The sequence below is a fragment of the Butyrivibrio sp. AE3009 genome (assembly GCF_000420845.1).
Classification (GTDB): domain Bacteria; phylum Bacillota; class Clostridia; order Lachnospirales; family Lachnospiraceae; genus Butyrivibrio.
Genome location: NZ_ATVS01000024.1, coordinates 35,578 through 57,645, shown reverse-complemented (window position 1 = coordinate 57,645; position 22,068 = coordinate 35,578). Strand labels below are relative to the sequence as shown.

Sequence of the window (22,068 nt, the reverse complement as noted above, 5' to 3'; positions counted from 1 at the left end):
GAGGAATTAGCAATTTACGCAGTAAATTAGCGGTTTCCGAATATTTGTAGAATTGCGAGAATGACGATAGTCATGGAGCAATTCGTATATCATATTAATTGTATAGCGTTGATACTTAGGTAAATTCGAAAAAGAAAATTAAGCGCGAGTGCATAACATGAATATTGAGCAAAAGGAAAAAATGAAAACTATCGATATATTCGGAACCTTAGGGCCTTCCTGTGACAATGAGAGCATTTTGGCAAAAATGTTTGCTGCAGGAATGACCGGGATCAGGATCAACCTGTCGCATATAATGCTAAAAGACTGTGAAGAGAGCATCGGCAGGATGATAAGAGCGGCCAATACAAATGGTATTCAGCCCAAAATCTTAATTGATATGCAAGGTCCCGAACTTAGGATAGGACGTTTTAACTACGAATATGAGCTTAGAAGCGGCGATGAAGTGATCCTCGGTGAGGGCGGAATACCTGTGGAAATGGCAATTATCAGGCAACTTGTAGTTGATGATGAGATCCTTCTTGATGATGGAAAGCTTCTTTGCAAGGTGTGGGAAAAAGGTGCAAGTAGTGTCAGATTGGAAGTCATCCGCGGAGGACTCCTCACTCAGAGAAAGAGTATAGCAATAGTTGGAAAAAGTATAGAACTTCCGGCGCTGACTAATGACGACAGGGAGAATCTCAGAATCGCAAGAAGCCTGGGAATTACAGGAATTATGCAGCCCTTTGTAAGGTGCAAGAAGGATCTGGAGCTCCTTCATGATGCCCTGGAGGAATGTGGCTGCGCAGATCTGAAAATATATGCAAAGATTGAAAACACTGAGGGCATGAAGAATCTGGAATCCTTCATGGGCCTATGTGATGAGGTGATAATCGCAAGGGGAGATTTGGGAAACAGCATGCCTCTCTGGAAACTTCCCCGAGCTCAGAAAATGATCGCAGAGATCTGCAGAAGAAATGACAAACCCTTCATGGTAGTAACTCAGATGCTGGCATCTATGGAAAAGTCCGAAGTTCCTACCAGAGCTGAGGTTTGCGATATCTACAACGCAGTGCTCGACGGCGCATCTTCAGTGATGGTAACCGGTGAGACCGCAGTTGGAATCGCCCCTGTAGAGGTTATAAGATATCTGTATAACACCGCTGTGGAGGCAGTTAAATACAATGTTTATTGAAAAATCACAGAAGTATCACACGAAGAAACAACAGTAAAAATCGACGGATATAAGGATTTATCCTCCTCTATTTTGCCCATCTGACAATATATCTTTGTTGAGCCATTAACTAAAATGGGCTTATATATGAAACGGAGGAAAAACTATGGGTGGACTATTAAGTTTGTTGTTGGGACTAATCGGACTTGCATTTATGGCAGTAATCATTGTGATTGCAGCTATCTTGATCGGTATGTTCTTTACAGGACTGATTGGAGGAATAGCTCTTCTTTGTACCGGTAAACATTTTTCCAAGGATACCAAAAAGAAGATCGCAAGCCGCGTTTGTATTATTGTTGGGGTGGTTCTACTTGCTCTCGCCGGCGGATCTGCCGGAATAATCATCAACTACGCAGTAAAGTTTTTTGGATAAAAAATGTATTTAAATTTCGCCGGAACGATAGTATAATGGCGAAGATATGCCGATTGTCACGGCATACAAGTCTAAAGGAGGAGCTTGTATTATGCCTCATTCATCAGGCGGCGGACATTGTGGCGGAGGATGCCACATGGGATCATCAGGTAGTTCCGCCAGATCACATTATGACAGAAGTCACGGAAGAGTATTCGGAAGTCGCAAACCATTTGCCAATTCAAACAGGTACGTATATTACAGGCATGGACAACCGCATTATTACTACAATACGAATCCATCTAATTTCAGAAGTCTTCTTATGTTCACGCTTCCCTTTCTGATCGGAACTTTTATTGGAATTATATACGGAGCTTTTTTAATTTTTAGCATCATAAACGGGAAAAGTTCAATACTGCCGGTTCCGGGGGCATCCGTCCAGATCGTGGATAATTACGATGCTGTTTCAGAGCAGGACGAGCAGGAACTGTCTCGGGTACTGAATGAATTCATGGATATCACCAATATAGTACCGGTAGTCGTGACCTGCAGTAATGATGAATGGCAATCAGACTACAGCAGCCTCACCAAGTATGCCTATGACTATTATGTTGACAGATACAGTGATGAGAAGCATTGGGTGATCATCTACAGCGCAGACAAAAATGTCAGATTTTCAGACTGGTATTTTGAGGGAATGCAGGGCGATAATACAGATTCTGTCTTGAGTCTAGGAATAACACGTGATTTTAATAATAGTCTGTATGACAAGCTTATGGAGTCAGAAGAATATACCACTGGCAGAGCTTTTGCGGAGGCCTTTGAGGAACTAAATGGCAGGCTTACAAGCCCTGAATATAAACGGGCCAAGATAGTAGAGACATGGATCCTTATAGTTATCTTTACAGCTATTTTTGCTGTGATGTTATTCTTAACTATCAGAATTAAATATGAGAGCACCGCGAAGATATGCGTAATCTCAGAGGAAGGCAGACCGGATGTCTATAATGTCAAAACCGGATCTTATTAAAGCTAAAAGCATCTATCAAAAATATTATTTCACGCCTATATAAACAATCCGCTTGAAGTGGCAGAAAACAACAGAGCACGCTTCGAGGATATGAAGGAAGTAGTCGCTGAATATGACAAGATCCGTGCAAGATGAAGAAATTAAGCATTTTAGAAATATAAGAAAAGAGGATATGTGTATGGAAAATTGTATTAAAACCTATGGGCTTGAGATGGCCGAAAGTCAGGAATATGACGCAGTATATTTCGATCTCTATGCAGATTATGAAAAAAACTGCATGCTGTTAGGCAGAAGAGTTGTATACAGGCCTATACCTCTTGATAACCTGGGGGCGAAAAGGGTTGTTAAGGAGTCGGATATTTGCTGTGTTTTGAAATTCAACTTAAATGAAGAGGGTCTTAGTGATTCTTTGAAAGAAGCTGTTTCTGAGGCGATAAATTCACCTGTTTTCTACAAAATCAGACTTAATAAAGACAGATCCTTCATACATCTTTATGAAGAAGGCTTTGCGAAGATTCCAAATGAAAAGGCATATGGAAATAAGAGCGACACAATGATGGGCCCGAACAATGTTCAGATGATCACAGGCTATATTGAGGAGCAGATGCGTATGCTAAATAGCCTTAATGTACCATCATTTAAGTCAGTTTTATCTGATTGGGTTAAGAACCATCCCGATACTCTCTTTGATGACAGAGAGAAGTCCGAGCCTGTTTACGATGCTATGCTGTTTATCAAAGATTGGCAGTTACTGCTTCTGTCAGAAGATAAAGAGCTTCGTGACCTGTATCTTGAATATATGAAAAAGTACAGTGCTTGCTACTGCGCAAGAATGACAATGGACAGGTAATTAAGCTGAGATATTTTGTGTAAAATGGCAATTGCCAAAATGAGCACAATCAGTATACTTGTATACAAACAAAGGCGTTTTGATTCACACAGTGATTCAAAGCGCCTTTTCTTTTATCCTTTTTCTTATAACTAAACCTATTTAAGTGCAATGAGACAATGGCGTTTCGGTTTGTTACCGGAGCGCCATCGTTGCATTTAGGGAAGGGGAGAGCGTTATAGACAGATATATGGAAAGAGTTATGGATCATATCCCGCATATAGGGATGAGGATAATTAAATCGGCACTGGGGGTGCTTATCTGTTTCGCCATTTATTTTATAAGAGGAAAGCAGGGAACACCGTTTTACTCGGCACTGGCGGTTCTGTGGTGCATACAGAATCAGACCAGGAATACCGTTCAGAATGCCCTTCAGAGAACCGTTGGAACGGGAATCGGTGCAGCCTACGGACTTGTATATATCCTGATCAAGCAGAGATTTCCTCAGCTTGGCGACAGTTTTCTGCATTACTGCATAATATCTTTTTCGCTGATACCGATCATTTACACTACGGTTGTAATTAAGCAAAAGAAAGCATCGTATTTTTCATGCGTTGTCTTTTTGAGCATAGTCGTTAATCACCTTATGGATGAAAATCCTTATTTATTCGTGGCAAACAGATCCTTGGATACCTTGATAGGAATCGCCTTGGGCCTGATTTTAAACTACGGATACATGAAAAAAATGAGTGAAGCTGACGCCAAAAACAATGAGGAAGAGAAGGAAAATGCCTATGAACAATGTTAACCTGCTAAAACACACAGATGACGTCAATGCGCTCCTTGCCAGGTATGGAGTAAAATTCGGTATCTACAAAAACAATGAGTTCAAGGAGCAGCTTTTTCCTTTTGATGCCATTCCTAGGATCATTGAACATGACGAATTCAGCTTCCTCGAGAGGGGACTTAAGCAGCGAGTTACTGCGCTTAATCTTTTCCTGAAGGATATATACAGCGATAAGAAGATAGTAAAAGACGGTGTTGTGCCGGAGGATTTCATTTTTGCTTCCAGCGGATACATGGTTGAATGCGAGGGAGTGTGTCCGACAAAGGGTATATATTCCCATATCTCGGGAATAGACCTGGTAAAGGGCAAAGATGGGGGATGGTATATCCTGGAGGACAACCTCAGGGTTCCGTCGGGAGCGTCCTATCCGATGATCGCAAGAGAACTGTGCAGGAGGAGTTCACCGGGAACATTTAACGGAGTAAGGCTTGAGGATAACAGGAATTATGCCAAGCTCCTTCGAAGGACAATGGATAATGTCAATGTGGGAGGCCACACAGTTATCCTTACGCCGGGCAGGTACAATGCCGCGTATTTTGAACATTCCTATCTGGCGGAGCAGACGGGCGCGCATCTTGCCAATGGTTCGGAGCTTATAGTGGAAAATGACAAGCTCTACTTTATTACAGCTGATGGAAAGCATGAGAGAGTGGGGGCTGTATACCGGAGAATTTCGGACGAATACTTGGATCCTATGAACTTCAATCCCCAGTCGGTAATAGGAATCCCGCATATTTACGATGTTTTCAGGAAAGGAAACGTGGCGCTTATCAATGCTCCGGGCAACGGAGTGGCTGATGATAAGGGAATCTACTATTTTGTTCCTAAGATGATCAGTTACTACCTGGGAGAGGAGCCGATTCTTCACAATGCTCCAACATATCTTCCTTTCTATGAAGAGGATATGAAGTATGTTCTTGAGAATTTCGACAAGCTTGTGCTCAAGGATGTTGCGGAGGCAGGTGGTTACGGCGTTGTATTTGGCAATTCCATGACAAAAGAGCAGAAGGAAAGCTTTATGAGTCTTCTCAAGGCAGAGCCAAGAAGATTTATAGCTCAGGAGGTCATAGACTTTCAGGATCTGGACATTCTCGAAGGCGGAGAGATGGTTCCAAGAAAAGCGGATCTTAGGGCATTTGTACTGATGGCGGATGAGCCGCTGGTGTGGAGGAGCGGCCTTACACGTTTTTCCAGAAACCCGGATTCATTCATTGTTAATTCATCACAGGGAGGAGGATTTAAGGATACATGGGTATTATCTCAATAGAACAAACCAACAGACTATATTGGCTTGGCAGGTATGCAGAGAGAGTTTACACACTGGTGCGCTGCTATTTTAAGAGCTATGACACTATGATCGATGAGATCTGCGATAGCTATCCCGATTTTTGCCATATGATAGACATTCCGAATATTTATGAGGATAAGCAGGACTTCATGAGGTCCTATCCCTTTGATGAGAGCAATCCTGACTCCATAATCAGCAATCTCATCAGGGCATACGACAATGCCATCGTACTGAGGGAAAGTATCGGTTCAGAGTCTCTTTCCTACATACAGCTGGCCATCTATGAAATGAATAAGGCCAAGCTAAGCGATGCTCCGCTTATTGAACTGCAGCAGGTTATCGATGATATATTGGCATTTTGGGGGATGATCGATGACAAGCTGGATGATGACCACATAAGAAATATCATTAAGTCCGGTAAAAGAATTGAGAGGTTTGATCTGTATGCCAGACTTGGTCTTGGAAGAGAGGTCCTCATAAGAGAGGCGGGACGTATGATTCCAAGGATAGAAAAAAGCGGTATCGGCATCAAAAAAGAAAAACTTGAAGATATCCGCAGGGCTGTGGAGCAGCAGGAAGTAGATTATTACGGAGTTATAAAAATGGTTGAGGCGCTGATTGCCTGAACTTTGAGGGGATTATTCTGTGAAAAAACTACATTTTGATTATTGCATGGAAATCCGTTACTCGACGGATGTTTCCTGGTGTTGCTATACGATAAAGTGCATTCCTAAGGACGATGAGAGGCAGAAAATATCAAACATAACAATCGATATGATTCCGGAAACAAGAGCCGAGTGGGCTACGGATTCTCACGGAAACAGGTATATTTACGGCAGTAACGAGATTCCGCATTCATATTTTAAGTACCATATTAAAGGGGATGCTGAGTGCGGGTGCGGTTCCTATGAAACTGCCGCGTCCCAGACTGAAGAGATGATATACAGGCATAGCCATGGACTGACTCTTCCGGGAGAGAAACTGAGGGAATATCTGAAGAATATCAGGGTATCCATGCCATCTTTTGATGAAGAGAGCCCCAGGGGGAAGGCCGGGATTATTATGGCAAGGCTCCATGAGGATTTTGTTTATGAAAAAGGTTCCACAGGCGTTGAAACCGGGGCGGAAGAGGCTTTTTCCATAGGTAAAGGCGTCTGTCAGGATTTTTCCCATATCATGATCTCGTTGCTGAATCTGTCGGGGTGTTCGGCCAGATATGTAACAGGCCTGATCATAGGAGAAGGGAAGTCCCATGCCTGGGTGGAGGTAGTGGACTCCGGAAAATGGTACGGCTACGACCCCACCAATAACAGTTTGGTCTGTGACTCACATATCAGGATCGGCTGCGGAAGAGATGCCACTGAATGTCAGATCAACAGAGGAATCATGCATGGCGGAGGGCAGCAGACACAGGAGGTCTATGTAAATGTGTCAGAGCTCACTCCGGGGCAGAATATTGTAAGCAGAGGAGCATTGTTCTGATGATAGAGACAATAGCACAGGTGGCGCTACCTGTTGATGAGGTATTGAGAATAAAGAAAAGGCGTATTCTTCCTAATGACAGAAAGGACAGGAAAAAGCGCATCAGCATAGTGACCGGAATACATGGGGACGAGCTGGAGGGGCAGTATGTCTGCTTCGAGCTGTCAAGGCGGATTGAGGCCAAAAAAGAATGTCTTAAAGGTATAGTGGATATTTACCCGGCTATGAATCCCTTGGGAATTGACTCCATAACCCGCGGAATTCCGGCCTTTGACCTGGATATGAACAGAATATTTCCGGGAAATGCGGAAGGCAATATGACGGAATCACTGGCCGCAAATATCCTGAAGGACATCTCCGGCTCAGATGTGGTGCTGGATATTCATGCCAGCAATATCTACCTTACGGAGATTCCGCAGATAAGGATAAGCAGGCTCCACAAAGAAAAACTGGTTCCCTTGGCTGAGCGCTGCAATGTTGATTTTATCTGGGTCCATGAGGCAAGTACCGTGCTTGAATCCACCTTTGCCTACAGCCTTAACAGTACGGGGACTCCGTGTCTTGTGGTTGAAATGGGTGTAGGCATGCGGATAACCAAAGAGTATGGGGACCAGCTGGTAGAGGGAATATTTAATCTGATGGATTCCATGGGAATGTGGACCGGGGATACAGCGGCATCAAGGAAAGCCATTGTCTCAGAGGATTCCGACGATGTCTGCTTTTTAAATGCAGCTGCGGGAGGACTCTTTATTCCTGATGTAAAGCATTGGGAAAAGCTGCAAAAAGGAGATCGGATAGGACGTATCATCGATCCGCTGTCCGGCGCAGTGCTTCAGAACGTTGTAAGCCCTGTGGACGGAATTCTTTTTACCATAAGAGATTATCCTATCGTGGATGAAGGCTCCCTGATTGGGAGATTACTTAAGAAGGAAGTAGCATCTGTATGAAAAAGAGAACGATCTATGAGATAAATGGTCTCTATAGGGACAGCTTCAGGATCACCGGTTATGAATTCGGCAAGGGGAAAAAGTCCCTATGCATCGTGGGAAGCATGAGAGGCAATGAAGTCCAGCAGCTCTATTGCTGCTCACAGCTGGTTAAGAAATTCAAGCAGCTGGAGGAGGAAGGGCGTATTACTCCGGGGATTAAGATACTTATCATTCCTTGCTGTAATCCCTATTCCATGAATACCCAGAAGCGTTTTTGGCCCATTGACAATACCGATATTAACAGGATGTTTCCCGGATATGCACTGGGGGAGACCACTCAGAGAATAGCAGATGGTATTTTTTCCCGGATCAAAGATTATGAGCATGGAATCCAGTTTACTTCCTTTTATATGCCGGGAGAATTCATGCCCCATGTAAGGATGATGGATGAGGGCTTCTCAGACGTTGATACTGCAATGAAATTCGGACTTCCCTATGTGGTAAAAAGAGCTGTCAGACCCTATGACACCGCAACCCTCAACTATAACTGGCAGGTATGGAATACCAAGGCCTACAGCCTTTATACGTCCACAACAAGTAGGATCGATAAAAAGAGCGCCGGTCAGGCGGTTCTGTCGGTCCTTAGGTTTTGTGCAGGATTGGGCCTTGTAAAGTACCGGGAGTCCGGGGAGCATCCTTCTGTAATAATCAGTGATAAGGAGCTCATTAGCGTCCGTACGGCAAAATCAGGGATATTTGAGCCTCTTGCTATGGTCGGAGAGCATATTTTAGAGGGAACACCGCTGGCTGAGATCATAGACCCTTACGATGGGACAGTGATGGAAACACTGTATGCTCCTTGCGAAGGCAATCTGTTTTTTATGCATTCAGATCCCATTACTTATGCTGATACAGCGGTAATCAAAATGGTGCGTCAGTAGTGGGGTGAAGACTCATTTATACTTTTTTAACAATATAAATATACGTAAAATGGTAATATTAATCTGTACTGATATGTAAATTTTTAGTTCCCGGGTTTTTGTTGAGGCTACAGATTGAAGAAAAGATATATTATCATTATTAATATCGTGATAGTAGGTTTGATTCTTTTTATTATCGTGAAATATGCCAACGATAGGGCATCAGAATCAAACCATGCTTCGATTGCGTCTTTTGAGAAGATGACCACTACCACAGAGCAGATCATCGCCAATTACCTTGAGGATGAGCAGCATCTGTGCGATATCTGGTCGAATTATGTCAATGAGTCTGCGGATGCAGGCACTCCGATGACTGTTGAGGAGGCTATTTCATATATCAGAAAGGCTAAAATATCTCCTGAAATCTCAGGACATCTTATCTACATTGATGACGGATCTATGAAGGGTATCTCTACGTCCCCCAATACTACAAATCCGTCGGATTATTCCGTAAATTACTCCCATATATCGATTTTTGACAACCTTGAGATCAGTGACATAAATGGCGTGGTAAGCCTTACGAGGGCCTATACCAATCCCTTAAATGGCATTCAGTCCATCGCTGTTTTGAACAATGTAAAGGTTTTGGATGATGAAACAGGAGCCATGCGCGCAGGGCTTCTCCTTCGCGTGGTACCTGTAAGCATGCTTGAGCAGAAACTGGTTTTTCTAAAGGGCGAGTATGAAAATGTGGAAATATCCCTTATAGACTGGGACGGCGACTACATGATCCGCGGCAAGTCCCTTAAAAACAGCAATTTCTTTGAATATTTCAAATCCTACAACCCAATGTCCGTCCAGGAATATAACAAGGTCATAGATACAATCCGAACCGGTGTTGGATCAATGCATATGCGCAATTCCAGGAACGAAGACAGCGTGATCGCCTATACCCCTGTCAGCAACCTGAATTCCTGGTTCCTTGTAGCTTATATTCCTGCCAAAGAGCTTACGGTGAACAGGTCAATTGACTGGATCCTGCTGGGAATCGTAACGATGGGACTTATGGGCCTTCTTCATTTTAACATGATAATTCTCCTTGGCTTTAACCGCAAGCTCTCGGTAGCAGCAGCTGCTGCGAATCAGGCAAATGAGGCAAAATCCCTGTTCCTGTCCACAATGTCCCATGACATCAGAACTCCCATGAATGCCATAATCGGCATGAACGAGATGATCCTAAGGGACAGTCATGACGAGGAAATCCTGATGTATTCAGAAAACATCAGGGCCGCCGGAAACACCCTCCTTGGGATCATTAACGATATCCTTGATTTCTCCAAGATTGAAGCCGGCAAGATGGAGATTATAGATGTAGACTACAACTTTGTATCTCTTTTAAATGACCTTGTTAACATGGTTCAGCGAAAGGCAGATGAAAAGGGGCTTGTTTTCAAGCTTGAGGTGGACAGAGAGATACCAAGGATCCTTCATGGCGATGAAATCAGGATTAAGCAGGTAATCATCAACATTCTCTCCAATGCCGTCAAATACACCAAGGAAGGCAGCGTTATCTTTTCAATATCCGGGAAAAAATGCGAGGATGAACCGGATCATATAATGCTCCATGTAAGTGTTAAGGACACCGGAATCGGTATTAAAAAAGAGGAACTTGATAAGCTGTTTGTCGCTTTTGAGAGAATAGAGGAAAAGAGAAATAGAAATATTGAAGGAACCGGACTTGGTATGGCAATTGCCCAGAGCTTTCTCAATATGATGGGAAGTAAGATACATGTGGACAGTGAGTATGGAAAGGGATCGGAATTCTCTTTTGACCTGAAACAAAAGGTAGTTAAATGGGAGCCGTTGGGCGATTTCGAAACCGCCTACAAGAACTTTCTTCGTGAAAGAAAGAAGTACAGCGTGCAGTTTTTGGCACCTAAGGCAAGAGTATTGGTGGTGGATGACACTGAAGTTAACCTCAAGGTCTTCGTAAGTCTTTTGAACAAGACAAAGATGCAGATAGATACTGCAGACAGCGGAGATGCAGCCATTGCTCTTTTCAGGCGAAATCGCTATGACGTGATCTTCCTTGATCATATGATGCCGGACAAGGATGGTATTGAGACCATCAAGGAAATGAAAGCCTGCACGGATACGCCCAATCAGAAGACGCCTGTTATCTGTCTTACAGCCAATGCAGTGTCCGGAATGCGTGAAATGTACATAAATGCAGGATTTGACGATTATCTGACCAAACCTATTGATACCGGCAGACTTGAAAGCATGCTTCTTACGTATCTGCCTGCGGATCTTGTGGAGAAGGCAGGGGAAAACGGGGAAGAAAAGAAAGAACCGGCAGTCGTACATAACATTCTTGTGGTGAATGAAGATGTCGAGTTTTTGCGCGGAGTTCGGGAATGGATGCCTGCTCATATAAATGCAGCTGTGGCCAAATCGGGAGAGCAGGCCTTGGCGTATCTCAAAAAGCATGAACCTGAGCTTGTACTTATGGATAGCAGTATACAAGGGCAAGCGGAGTTTGATAAGGACAAGCTGTTGCAATTGTGCTTCAAGGAACTGAGCACGGAAGAAATCATTTCACAGGTGGATAAGTATTTTGACGAAGGCGGTGAAAGGAGAGAGCATGAATAGACGAATTAAGACAATCATTTCCACAGCCCTTGCGGCAACAATGGTATTTGGCGTGGCAGGTTGTGGCGGCATTCAGGGAACAAGCAAGGAGTTTTCTCCGAAATATTCATCAGATACTGAGTACAAGCTATCAGTGGTGGGGACATATTCAAATTTTGAGTCCCTGGAAAGTGCTATAGAGAGATTCTATGAGCATTATCCCAATGGTGAGATCGAATATAATTACCTGGATGACTACAGCAATACTATAGTTAATGCCCTGGCAGGCCAGGAGGCCCCTGATATCTACGTTGTTCAGCCCTGGATGTACGGAAACGAGAAGCTGGATCCATTGTTTAGTGCAGCAGAGAATCTGGCCGATTCCAAGCTTAATATCAATCTTGATTGCATCAGGCAGGGCGTAAGATGGGAGATGAATAACGGTGAGGTACTGACTTTGCCTGTTTTTGCTACCTCCTACGGAATGCTTGTAAATATGGATATCTTTGAAAAAGAAGGGCTGAAAGTACCTAAGACCTACGGCGAGCTAAAAGAGACCTGTGAGAAGCTTAAGGCAGCTGGCTACGAGTCTCCCATTATGGGCAGCAATACCTCAACTACGCCCGGAATAGGCTATACCTTTGCCTATCCGATGTTTGCCAAAACGGTCAAGGACGACAGAAGCATAGAAGCTGATCTCAATAACCTTGTACCTTCCGCCGGTGAAGCCATGAGAGCGCCTCTAACAAGGCTAAAAGAGCTTGTGGACTCCGGCTGCATAGATATAGACAAGTGCACAGCAGAAATAGAAGATGATTACAATGCAGTTATCATGCGATTTTTTGAGGGTGATGTACCTATGATGCTCTGCTCCGGAGACGTTGTTTCCGGGACCAAAAAGCGTGAGAGTAAGTCTGAAGCTTTTTCCGCTAATCCCTTCAAGTACGATTTCTACATAGCTCCGTCGGGTGACGAAGGCGGGTATTACATGGATTCTATGTCAATTCTGTTTAGCGTTAACAAGAACAGCACAAACCTTGATATGACCAATGAATTCATAAGGTTCCTTACAAGTGAGAAGGAACTGGGACTTATGGCGCAGGAAAAGAGGCTCATAACCCCTACCAAGGACTATTCGCTGGATGAAGTGTATGCTTCACTTTCCGGCTTCCCTGCTGATAGAACCGTCAACTTCAGAGATACGGAAATACTTGATACTGCGGTCAAAGAGTTCAGGGCAGCAGCCTATGCCGTCATAAACGGCGAAATGAGCGTGGATGAAGCAGTTGCAGGCTATGGATCAATATCCGGCAAGTGAACATACTCAGAGATCGGCAAGAATCTGATTGATCAGCTCTTTGGCCTCATCGTAATCAAGATTGGAAATGAGTTTATCAAGATCCTTGAGCTTTCCTTGTAAGGCTTCATTGCAGCCATAGGAAAACAGCTGTTTTGTGGCATCTTCCGCGGCGGCAAGATTAAAATCATCTATTGCCTCGAGAAGACTGTTTAATTCAGCTGAAAAAACGTCCTTGTCAAAGGCCTTATGGGGATCGCCTTTGTGGGGAGAAAAGGGCTCAAGATGAGGTTTTAACGCCCTGAAAGCTGCAAGAACATCGGGAGTAAGCTTAGAAGCCTGTTCCAGGTCGTTTTCTTTTCCAAGTTTTTCCAGGGTAAAGAAATCCTCTCCAAGCTCCATGGCGCCTATCATGCGGCAGGTGGTCTTAAGGGCATGGACCTGGATGGTATAGTTTTTCAGATCTTCGTTTTTTAAATAGGTTTCCACAAGATCACTTTTTTCATCAATGATCCTGTGGACGTCACCGAGAAGCTCTGTAAAAAGCTCTCTGGAACCGGAATTGTCGATGGCTTTTTCTATGTCAAGACCTGGGATATTTATATTCACAGAAAGGGTTCCTCCTTGTTGTTTATGCTATTTGTACATTTTGAGTATATCACTATTAAGTTGATGTATAAACGTCTTTGAGATATTATTTAATTGGGGGAATTTTCTTTTGGAGGTAAATATGATTCCGGAAGTAATAGTTATTGATGATGACCCTATAATTCTTAAAAGAGCCTGGAATATCCTGACGGACGTCGGATTCAAGGTGATTGTGCTTAAGTCGGGCAAAGCTCTCCTGGAACATATCAAGGATAATTCTGCGCCGGATATCATTCTGATGGATATCAGCATGCCGGAGATGGATGGCTTTGAAGTCATTAAGGAGCTTAAAAAATGTGAGAACGGCTGGAGAGATACGCCGGTAATCTTTCTGACTGCCAATGAAGATGAAGAAGTGGAGACTAAAGGGCTATCTCTCGGAGCCATGGATTTCATCAGAAAGCCGTTCATTGCAAGTGTCCTGGTTATCAGAGTGCAGCATGCTGTGGAACTTATACGGCTTCAAAGAAACCTTGAGGGCTTAGTAGATGCTAAGACCAAAGAAAATGAGAATCTTTTCCTTCATGTTGTAGAGTGCCTTGCAGACGCCATTGACGCCAAGGATAAATATACAAATGGTCATTCCGGAAGGGTGGCGGAGTATTCCAGAGAAATAGCCAAAAGATACGGCTATGACGAGAAGAGGCAGGAGAAAATCTTCATGATGGGACTTCTCCACGATGTAGGCAAGATCGGAGTTCCCGATGAAGTGATTAACAAGCCGGGGAAACTGTCAGATGAGGAGTTTGCATGCATCAAAAAACACCCTGCTATAGGCGGCAAGATCCTAGGGAATATCAAGGAGATGCCTGAACTTGCAGCAGGTGCAAAGTGGCATCATGAAAGATTCGATGGAAGAGGCTATCCGCAGGGGCTTGCAGGTGAAGAGATTCCCGAGGAAGCCAGGATCATTGCCGTGGCTGATGCCTATGATGCCATGACCAGCAATCGAAGCTACAGAGGCGCTCTGGCGCAGGAAATAGTAAGGGGCGAGATTGAAAAGGGCAAAGGCTCCCAGTTCGACCCCAAGTTTGCCGACATAATGCTGGCAATGATCGATGATGATAAAGAGTATCTCATGAGGGATGATCATGATAATCATGGCGCAAAGAACCACTGATTTGACACCATGAGGCCTATGAAGTATATTTGATGAAGTTAAACGTCATTTTTCTACCTAAAGATAGTATAGGTAGAAAAATGGCGTATTTAGTTTAAGGAAGATTGGAAGGCTTTTTAATGAACATCTTAAATGTAGAAAACGTCACCAAGGCATATATGTCAAGGCCCGTTCTTGACAGTGTTTCGGTGGGTATAAATGATACAGACAAAATAGGCGTTGTGGGAACCAACGGAACAGGTAAGTCAACGCTTCTGTCAATAGTTGCGGGAGTGATAGAGCCTGACAGCGGGCAGGTGGTAATGAGCAGCGGTCTTCGCATCTCATATTTGCCTCAGAATCCGGTGTTTGACATGGATAAAACCCTTTTGGAGAATATCACAGGTAAAATCTATGCAGGAAACGACAACTGGGACAAAATGGGGGAAGTTAAGGCAAATCTGGCCAAATTTGGTATCGACGATCCCGAATGTAATCCCAAAGTTCTCTCCGGAGGACAGAAGAAAAGAGCTGCTCTTGTGGCAGCAATCATGACCCCATCCGATCTGCTTATCCTGGATGAGCCCACCAACCATCTTGATTCTGAGATGATAGAGTACCTTGAGGAGTTTCTTCAGCACTTCAGAGGGGCCCTTCTTATGATCACCCACGACAGATATTTCCTGGATGAAGTTACCAATCAGATACTTGAGATCGATAAGGGAAACGTATACCGCTACGAGTCCAATTATTCAGGATTTCTGGAACTTAAGCAGCAGCGAATGGACTATGAGCAGGCCGCCGAGAGGAAAGCAGCTACCCTTTACAGAAAGGATCTGGCCTGGATGCTCAGGGGCGCAAGAGCCCGTTCCACCAAGCAAAAGGCCCATATTCAGAGATTCGAAGCTCTTCGCGACAGGGTAAGGCCCGAGGAGGAGAGACAGGTGGAGCTTAGCTCCCTTCCCACAAGAATGGGCAATAAGACCATAATTCTGGAGGGAATCTCCAAGAGCTACGCGGATAAGGCATTATTCAAGGATTTCTCCTATACCTTTGGAAAGCTGGACAGAATCGGCATTATCGGCCCCAACGGCTGTGGTAAGTCCACTCTTTTGAAATGTATCATCGGCGCAGTATCTCCCGATGAGGGCACTGTGGAGATCGGTCAGACCATTAAGATCGGATATTTTGGTCAGGAAAATGAGGCTCTTGATGAGAGCAAAAGAGTCATCGATTACATCAAGGACACCGCTGAATTCATCAGAACCAAGGAAGGTCTCACCTCGGCCTCTGTCATGTGCGAGAGGTTCCTTTTTACCCCTGAGATGCAGTATGCACCCATTTCCAAGCTCTCCGGAGGAGAGAAGAGAAGACTGTACCTGCTGAGAGTCCTGATGGAACAGCCCAATGTCATCATCCTGGACGAGCCCACCAATGATCTGGATATTCAGACATTAAGAGTGCTGGAGGACTATCTGGACGGCTTTGCGGGTATCATCATAACCGTCAGCCATGACAGATATTTCCTGGACAGAGTTGTGACCAGAGTATTTGCTTTCGAAGACGGAAGTCTCTATCAGAGCGAAGGTGGCTATTCGGACTATCTTGTGCATAAAAAAGAAAGCGCCGAAGCCGAAACGTCAAGTTCAGACAGTAAGAATGCAGGAACAGCCGGCAAATCTGAAGACAAAGCCCCCAAGGGCAAATATCAGGCACCCAGAGAAAAGACCAAGCTTTCTTATAAAGAACAAAAGGAATATGACAGCATAGAGTCTGAGATAGAACAGCTGGAGGAAAGAAGCGCTGAGCTGGAGAGCGAAATAGCGGCAGCAGCCACTGATTTTCCCAAGCTTATGAAGCTCAGCAAGGAAAAAGAAGAAGTTGACGCCGAAATTGAGCGCAAAATGGACAGATATGTTGAACTGCAGGAAATGGTGGACAGTTTTAACAAATAATCATATCTTTAGGAAATCTTAAGGCCTCCTTTAAGGAGGCTTTTATTTGTATTGCTAATATATCCCCTGTAAGGAGGAGCGATACAAATGAATGACATCCTGGTTTTGAAAAACGTACAGAAAAAATATAAGGAAACGGCAGTTGTAAAAGATCTGTCGCTTAACATCAAAAAAGGGGAAGTATTTGCACTGCTTGGGGCCAACGGAGCAGGCAAAACAACTACAATTAAAATGATCCTGGGATTTGCCAAGGCAAGCTCAGGAGATATAGAGATAGAGGACGGTGCCAAAATAGGATATTCGCCGGAAACGCCTTATTTTCCCGAATATCTCACAGCTATGGAGGTGATGAACTACTACGCCGGAATAGAAGGGGACAAGGCCAAAAAAGACAAGGCATACTTAAGGAGTCTTTTGGAAGTGACCGGGCTTGAGGACAGCAAGATCAAAGTCAAGAACTACTCCAAGGGTATGATCCAGAGGCTGGCACTTGCCCAGGCACTTATCTCTGATCCGGACATTCTTATCCTTGACGAGCCCACCGCGGGTCTTGACGCTCTTGGCAGGAAACATAATCTTGAATTGCTTAAGAAGCTTAAAGAACAGGGCAAAACAGTTATAATCAACTCTCACATCCTTCATGACATAGAAGCTGTCTGTGACAGAGGCGTGATCATGCGAAAAGGAGAAGTGCTTGATACCTGGACCAAGGACGAAAGCGACGAGAGTCTTGAGGACAAATTTATCAGACTGGTTGGGGAGGAATGATCATGGAAATCGTACTTAATGTAGTAAGGGAAAAAATTCGCAGGAAGATGCTATATATCACAACAATACTGGGGATCCTTGTTGTGGCAATCTTTTCTACAGGAACGGGAACACTTACCGTGGGCGGAAAAAGCATGAACGATTATTACGTTCTGGTTCCCATTCTTATCAATGTTCTGAATTTCTTAAACGGTGCGATAGCACTGGCAATATCCTGTTCTACAATTCCACAGGAATACGAAAGGCGCACAAGCCATCTGATATGGTCAAGGGGCGTAAGCCAGAGCAGATATCACATGAGCCTGGCAGCAGGGAATGTGCTTGTTTCCTGGATCTCCGGAGTTATTTTGTACCTGACACTCGGAGTATTCGCAGTGGTTAACGGCTATTCCGAAATGCTGGGAAGAATAGCAGTTGCTTCACTTTTCATGATGCTCTATGCGGCATGTATCTGTATGCTGACTTCAGCACTTTCAATTAAGATCCCGACACTCTTTACCGGAACCATTATGGTAATCATCCTTGTCTGCGGAGCGCTCAGAAGCGCACTTAACCTTATGACTGCAGCGCTTACGGGATTTGGCGGAGCAGTGATCAAAAGAGCGGTTCTCCTTATTCCCAACCTGGCAGGCATCAGCACTCAGGCGGGGAACCTGGTTCAGGAGAGGCCTGTGAATGTACACGTGATAATAATGGGACTTATAGTGATCTGGATTGCAGGACTTCTGGTAATCACATTGAGAAGAGAGGAAGCATAAGGTTATGAAAAAAGCGGGATTAGTGTTATACATTCTGGTGGGAGCTGCACTTGTTATCTCAGGCTTTGCCACCATGGAGAAGGGGCTTAAGGAAAATAACAGGGAAGTGCTCTACAAGGTTGCTGATGATTATAAAGAGCTTGGTGATATGGGCTTTGCGGGGTTCTGTCCCCTTGACTACAAAGTGGCATTTTCAGATGGGGAAAAGGACATCCTTGTAAGCTATAACGACGGAAAATGCGATTATATCGAGAGAAAGGCCGTTTTCGAAGGTCTTGTGGGCAGTGTGTATCAGGACGGAGATGAGTTTCAGATCGTTGTACCGCAGTACGATACCTGGGCCACTCTTGAAGCTCTGAACGACGAGCCGCTGTCAGTGGTTGTCTGGCATGAAGGCTTCCACGCCTATCAGAACACCCAGTTTAACCTGTATGAAAACATAACAGACGATATTTATTCGGAGACTGAGCTCTCTTCAATCATTGATTCCGATAGCGCCGCAAAAGAGTTATTTGAGCATGAACTTAAGATATTAAGCCGCATAATTACTGAAGAAAACAGTGGCGATGCAGTGGAAATTGCGATAGAATATACCAAAACAGCCAAGGAGAGACGGGGACTCCTTGCAGATGCAGCAGCCTATTCAGAGGATTTTTATACCAAGCTGGAGGGCACTGCATACTACGTAGAAGCACAGGCAGTAAGATCAGAGATGGGTGAAGAGACATATATCAAGAATTACCTGGACACCGCATCTAAATATGTGGATGGCAATGCCAAGTACTATCGCCTCGGAATGCTGGAATGCATGCTTTTGGACAAGTTGGATGAGAACTGGAAGGACTCCTACAGCTTTGACAGACCGCTTATTGAAGTGATAGAGGATTACATCCGCTAAAATCTGCGCTCCTGTGCCGGAAAGGGTGAGAGGTATGGAATATACGGTACTTGGGGCAGATGATGAGATAGAGCTCCTGGATTCCCTGGAGCTTTTTTTGAACAAAGAAGGAATAAGATTTATCAAGGTCGATAACGGATTATCGGCCTTGGAGCAGTTTAAGGCGCTTAAGCCCCACATGCTATTACTTGATGTAATGATGCCGGGGCTTGACGGTTTCGCCGTTCTTAAGAAGATTCGTGAGATTAGCCATGTTCCTGTTATTATGCTAACGGCCAGGAACGAGGATTACGACAAGATCCTGGGGCTTGAGCTGGGGGCTGACGACTATGTCTCCAAGCCCTTCAATCCAATGGAGGTTGTAGCCAGGATCAAGGCTCAGCTTAGGCGCAACTACGATTATCATGACAGCGACGCAAGGACCTATAGCGCCTTTGGCATAGAACTTAACACTGACGCCAGATCCGTTACCAGAAACGGACAGAGCATCGCCCTTACAGGCACAGAGTACAAGATTCTTGAACTTCTGATGCCTCATCCCGGGCATATTTTTACCAAACAGCAGATAACAGAATACGTCTGGGACGATGACTGCGCCGCAGACGACAGCACAGTCATGGTTCACATCAGTAACCTTCGCAACAAACTAAGGAAAGCAGATGCTGACAGCGTGATGATCAAGGCAGTTAAGGGCCTTGGCTACAAATTTGAGAAAGAATGAAGCTGACTATGAAGAGTAAACGGGAAAAAAGAAAGAGCATTTTTTCAAGGCTTGTTAAGAGTTACATATTGTTTCTGATAATTACGATCCTGGTGTATCTGGTTCTGGCAGTGGCGCTTCTGATATATTTCGGAAACGGAAGTATGAGCAATGCTTCGCCCCAGTCCTTTGTTCATAACGATGGAACCATTACAGATACTGAGGTTCTCAGCCGCGTCGGAGGCTGGATCGAGGAACTTGACGATAGCGGCAATGTCATTAATGTTGTGGGAGACAAGCTGACAGACAAGTACAGCTATGACCTCACTGATATGGCCAAATATCTGGACATGGGCTACGCATCCTACGAAAAAACGGGAATTGTTCTCAGGGAGTTCGATGTATACGATGATATAGGCTATTCGGCTCTCGTAAGATATGCCGGGGATCCAAAGCGCATTTTTCTTGTCTTTTATCCCTTAGATATGGTGAATTATAAGATTTCATATATGATCACCAATGACAACGGAGGCAGATATATCTGGTTCCTTGTGATCATTGCGACCATGTTCGGACTTGAGATCGCAGGTATCAGTTTCTACCTCAAAAGACATATCGATATGCCTCTTAAGCTTCTGATGAAGGGAATGAATGAAGTTAGCGAAGGCAAGAGAGACGTGGTCATCGACTACAAAACCGACAGGGAATTCGAGGACATCAGAGACCGATTCAATGAAATGGCCGTGAAGCTCAAGGAAACCGAAGAGCAGAAGCATCAGATCGAGCAGAGTAGGAATTTGCTGCTCTTGGAGCTAGCCCATGATATCAAGAATCCCGTGGCTTCAATAAAGAGCAGTGTCTATGCCCTTAAGGAAGGACTTGTCACTGAGGACAAAAAGGATGATTATTACAAGGTAATTGAGATGAAGGTCGAGAGGATCAGCACCCTTATCGCTGACCTTAACACCAGTCTTAAGATAGAGAGCGATGCCTACAAGCTCAACCTGGAAAAGACTGATATTTGTGAGCTGGTTCGAAGGAACTGTGTGGAATTCTACGAAGAGATCGCCGCCACCGGCAAAGAATTTGACATAGATATTCCGGACGAAGCTGTTTTTGCCAATCTTGATACACAGCTCTTCAGGAGAGCGGTAAGTAACCTCCTGGCCAATGCCAATAAATACAATGAGACCGGCAGCAACGTAGGTGTCAGAATACTTGACGATTCCGGCAAGATAACAATTGAAGTGTATGATGACGGCGAAGCCATAGACGAAGAATTCGCCGCCAGAATGTTCGAATCCTTCGCCAGAGGCGACAAAACCCGAAAAACTGACGGCGGAACCGGTCTTGGCCTCGCCATATCACGCAAGATCGTGGAGCGCCACCATGGAACCCTTAAGTACAAGCGCTCCGGCGGTAGGAACTGTTTTGTTATCGATATGAAGAAATGTGCGTAACATGCTGATTATCGATGAGCCAACATGAGGTAGGGTACAATTGTCAGTTCTGCGAATTCAGGATGGATAAAGAGAATTATCAGCGATTAAGGACCGGGAAGGGGTAGATATATGAGACTGATTTTTATAAGACATGGAGAGCCGAATTATGAAAAGGACTGCTTGACGGACAACGGCATAAAGCAGGCAATAAGCACTGCCGCAAGGCTCAGGGATGAAAATATTAAGGCAATCTATTCTTCTCCAATGGGAAGGGCCAAAGAGACGGCATCTTACACGGCGGGGCAGCATAAAATCGAGGTGCAGATTCTGGATTTCATGCATGAGATTGACTGGGGAGACAAGGGCGGAGTTGCAGCTGCAACTGATAAGCTACCCTATGACGGTCATCCCTGGACTCTTGCCTACAAAGTACTGACAGATACAGGCGAATATGTGGGCTCTCCCAATTGGCCGGAACACCCCTTTTTCAAGAATAATATCTGTATGGATTATTATGACAAAGTGTCTAATGGCCTGGATGAACTCCTTGGAGAGTACGGTCTTGCAAGGAAAAACGGCCTATATGAATGTACTAAGGAAAATGATGATACCATAGCCATCTTCGCTCACGGCGGCTCCGGAGCAATCCTGTTCTCACACATTTTGAGCCTTCCGCTGCCCTTTGTACTTACTACCATGCCTTACGGAGTCTGCTCCGTCTCAATCCTGCGATTCGATGGAGATCAGGGAGATATGGTAATTCCAAGACTTGAGCTCTTTGACGACATGGGACACATAGAATCCTTCAAGGAAGAGAAGCTACATTTTGATAAATAAGATTAGTATCAAACCCCGGACAAATTGTTCCGGGGTATTTTTCTGTTTTAGAGTTCGCTGGTACTAATGCGGGGCTATTTCGGGTATAATTCGTATAGATGTAATGCAAATTACCTCGATATTTAATAAAGGTGGTTCTCCAAAA

Annotated in this window: 21 protein-coding genes; 20 read left to right on the top strand and 1 reads right to left on the bottom strand. The window is 44.5% G+C overall.

Features of this window, described 5'->3' with window-relative positions; all coding sequences use genetic code 11:
- The first annotated feature begins 181 nt into the window (after nucleotides 1–181).
- The 12 genes from G588_RS0112620 (at nucleotide 182) to G588_RS0112565 (ending at nucleotide 12,839) form a co-directional block, all read left to right on the top strand.
- Nucleotides 182–1,174 carry a pyruvate kinase gene (locus tag G588_RS0112620; RefSeq protein WP_022779099.1) on the top strand — a complete coding sequence of 331 codons (993 nt, stop codon included), beginning with the start codon at nucleotides 182–184 and terminating at the stop codon, nucleotides 1,172–1,174.
- Between the two features lie 145 nt (nucleotides 1,175–1,319).
- Entirely contained in the window at nucleotides 1,320–1,586 is a 267-nt protein-coding gene (locus G588_RS0112615) for a hypothetical protein (protein ID WP_155830796.1), read from the top strand.
- Between the two features lie 91 nt (nucleotides 1,587–1,677).
- A complete protein-coding gene (locus G588_RS20190) occupies nucleotides 1,678–2,595 on the top strand; it encodes a hypothetical protein (RefSeq protein ID WP_022779097.1) in 918 nt (305 codons plus the stop codon).
- Between the two features lie 178 nt (nucleotides 2,596–2,773).
- Nucleotides 2,774–3,445: a hypothetical protein gene (locus tag G588_RS0112605; protein ID WP_155830795.1), complete on the top strand. Its 672-nt coding sequence runs from the start codon at nucleotides 2,774–2,776 to the stop codon at nucleotides 3,443–3,445.
- 265 nt (nucleotides 3,446–3,710) lie between these two features.
- Complete coding sequence (locus tag G588_RS20185) at nucleotides 3,711–4,232, top strand: FUSC family protein (RefSeq protein ID WP_196804983.1); 522 nt, start codon at nucleotides 3,711–3,713, stop codon at nucleotides 4,230–4,232.
- On the top strand, nucleotides 4,219–5,538 hold the full coding sequence (locus G588_RS0112595) for a circularly permuted type 2 ATP-grasp protein (protein WP_026668762.1): 1,320 nt from the start codon (nucleotides 4,219–4,221) through the stop codon (nucleotides 5,536–5,538). The genes G588_RS20185 and G588_RS0112595 overlap by 14 nt, the downstream gene beginning before the upstream one ends.
- Complete coding sequence (locus tag G588_RS0112590; protein WP_026668761.1) at nucleotides 5,520–6,185, top strand: alpha-E domain-containing protein; 666 nt, start codon at nucleotides 5,520–5,522, stop codon at nucleotides 6,183–6,185. The genes G588_RS0112595 and G588_RS0112590 overlap by 19 nt, the downstream gene beginning before the upstream one ends.
- 19 nt (nucleotides 6,186–6,204) lie before the next feature.
- Nucleotides 6,205–7,041 (top strand): transglutaminase-like domain-containing protein, encoded by an 837-nt coding sequence (locus G588_RS20180; protein ID WP_155830794.1) that lies wholly within the window; start codon nucleotides 6,205–6,207, stop codon nucleotides 7,039–7,041.
- Nucleotides 7,041–7,988 carry a M14 family metallopeptidase gene (locus tag G588_RS0112580; RefSeq protein ID WP_022779093.1) on the top strand — a complete coding sequence of 316 codons (948 nt, stop codon included), beginning with the start codon at nucleotides 7,041–7,043 and terminating at the stop codon, nucleotides 7,986–7,988. Before G588_RS20180 ends, G588_RS0112580 begins: the two co-directional genes overlap by 1 nt.
- Entirely contained in the window at nucleotides 7,985–8,911 is a 927-nt protein-coding gene (locus G588_RS0112575) for a M14 family metallopeptidase (RefSeq protein WP_022779092.1), read from the top strand. Before G588_RS0112580 ends, G588_RS0112575 begins: the two co-directional genes overlap by 4 nt.
- A 114-nt stretch (nucleotides 8,912–9,025) precedes the next feature.
- Nucleotides 9,026–11,542, top strand: a complete 2,517-nt coding sequence (locus G588_RS21640; RefSeq protein ID WP_022779091.1) for a response regulator — start codon at nucleotides 9,026–9,028, stop codon at nucleotides 11,540–11,542.
- Entirely contained in the window at nucleotides 11,535–12,839 is a 1,305-nt protein-coding gene (locus G588_RS0112565) for an ABC transporter substrate-binding protein (RefSeq protein ID WP_022779090.1), read from the top strand. Before G588_RS21640 ends, G588_RS0112565 begins: the two co-directional genes overlap by 8 nt.
- A gap of 6 nt (nucleotides 12,840–12,845) precedes the next feature.
- Here G588_RS0112565 and G588_RS0112560 read toward each other — a convergent pair whose 3' ends face one another.
- Nucleotides 12,846–13,427: an Hpt domain-containing protein gene (locus G588_RS0112560; protein WP_022779089.1), complete on the bottom strand. Its 582-nt coding sequence runs from the start codon at nucleotides 13,425–13,427 to the stop codon at nucleotides 12,846–12,848.
- Nucleotides 13,428–13,548: 121 nt separating this feature from the next.
- Here G588_RS0112560 and G588_RS20170 point away from each other — a divergent pair, with 121 nt between their 5' ends.
- The 8 genes from G588_RS20170 (at nucleotide 13,549) to G588_RS21635 (ending at nucleotide 21,923) form a co-directional block, all read left to right on the top strand.
- Complete coding sequence (locus G588_RS20170; RefSeq protein ID WP_022779088.1) at nucleotides 13,549–14,586, top strand: HD domain-containing phosphohydrolase; 1,038 nt, start codon at nucleotides 13,549–13,551, stop codon at nucleotides 14,584–14,586.
- A gap of 119 nt (nucleotides 14,587–14,705) precedes the next feature.
- A complete protein-coding gene (locus G588_RS0112550; RefSeq protein WP_022779087.1) occupies nucleotides 14,706–16,520 on the top strand; it encodes an ABC-F family ATP-binding cassette domain-containing protein in 1,815 nt (604 codons plus the stop codon).
- 87 nt (nucleotides 16,521–16,607) lie between these two features.
- A complete protein-coding gene (locus tag G588_RS20165; RefSeq protein WP_022779086.1) occupies nucleotides 16,608–17,288 on the top strand; it encodes an ABC transporter ATP-binding protein in 681 nt (226 codons plus the stop codon).
- A gap of 2 nt (nucleotides 17,289–17,290) precedes the next feature.
- Nucleotides 17,291–18,046, top strand: a complete 756-nt coding sequence (locus tag G588_RS0112540) for a hypothetical protein (RefSeq protein WP_022779085.1) — start codon at nucleotides 17,291–17,293, stop codon at nucleotides 18,044–18,046.
- A gap of 4 nt (nucleotides 18,047–18,050) precedes the next feature.
- The gene (locus G588_RS0112535; RefSeq protein WP_022779084.1) at nucleotides 18,051–18,944 is read left to right on the top strand and encodes a hypothetical protein; all 894 of its coding nucleotides are present in this window, start codon (nucleotides 18,051–18,053) and stop codon (nucleotides 18,942–18,944) included.
- 34 nt (nucleotides 18,945–18,978) lie between these two features.
- On the top strand, nucleotides 18,979–19,665 hold the full coding sequence (locus G588_RS0112530; protein WP_022779083.1) for a response regulator transcription factor: 687 nt from the start codon (nucleotides 18,979–18,981) through the stop codon (nucleotides 19,663–19,665).
- A gap of 8 nt (nucleotides 19,666–19,673) precedes the next feature.
- Nucleotides 19,674–21,104 (top strand): sensor histidine kinase, encoded by a 1,431-nt coding sequence (locus G588_RS0112525; RefSeq protein ID WP_196804982.1) that lies wholly within the window; start codon nucleotides 19,674–19,676, stop codon nucleotides 21,102–21,104.
- A gap of 111 nt (nucleotides 21,105–21,215) precedes the next feature.
- Nucleotides 21,216–21,923, top strand: a complete 708-nt coding sequence (locus tag G588_RS21635) for a histidine phosphatase family protein (RefSeq protein WP_022779081.1) — start codon at nucleotides 21,216–21,218, stop codon at nucleotides 21,921–21,923.
- The last annotated feature ends 145 nt before the right edge of the window (nucleotides 21,924–22,068 follow it).